Origin of the sequence: Pseudomonas sp. EA_5y_Pfl2_R50 (assembly GCF_963970475.1) — a bacterium.
Lineage (GTDB): Bacteria > Pseudomonadota > Gammaproteobacteria > Pseudomonadales > Pseudomonadaceae > Aquipseudomonas.
This window is the reverse complement of sequence record NZ_CAXAPT010000175.1, coordinates 1-452: the sequence shown is the minus strand read 5'-3', so window position 1 is coordinate 452 and position 452 is coordinate 1. Positions and strand designations below refer to the sequence as shown.

Below are 452 nucleotides of genomic sequence, written 5' to 3'. Positions count from 1 at the left end.
CGACGGCGGCAACGGCGACGAGCCCGGCCAGCGTGTCCTTCGGGCTGTAGAGGAGAACGCGCAACAGCAGATTGCGCTCAGTCTCGACGTCGATGGCCGCGGCCTTGGCGCCGGGGCGGCGCGAGGAGGATTCGTCCCTGGCTGACTTCTTAGGCACTTTTCTTCACCGGAGCGGGTTGATCCTGGATCCTGTCGTCGGTTTCGTGGCGCGGCGGCAGCGTTGCGATCCGGCTCTCGCCGGGCTTCGCCTGTGGCGGCGTGAAGACGAGCGGCAGCCGGACGGTGACGGTGGTACCCTCGCCGAGCCTGCTTTGTACAGCCAGGTCGCCGCGATGCAAGGCCACGAGACTCTTGACGATCGAAAGGCCGAGGCCGGTGCCTTCGTGACGGCGCTGATAGGTCTTGCCGGCCTGGAAGAACGGTGCGCCGATGCGCTTGAGGTCGTCGGGCGC

At 67.5% G+C, this 452-nt stretch carries 1 protein-coding gene; it reads right to left on the bottom strand.

Going from position 1 to position 452, the window contains the following annotated elements; translation table 11 throughout:
• Positions 1–149: 149 nt before the first annotated feature.
• The coding region (locus AACY19_RS27310) for an ATP-binding protein (RefSeq protein WP_339454609.1) at positions 150–452 on the bottom strand (303 nt) is incomplete at its 5' end.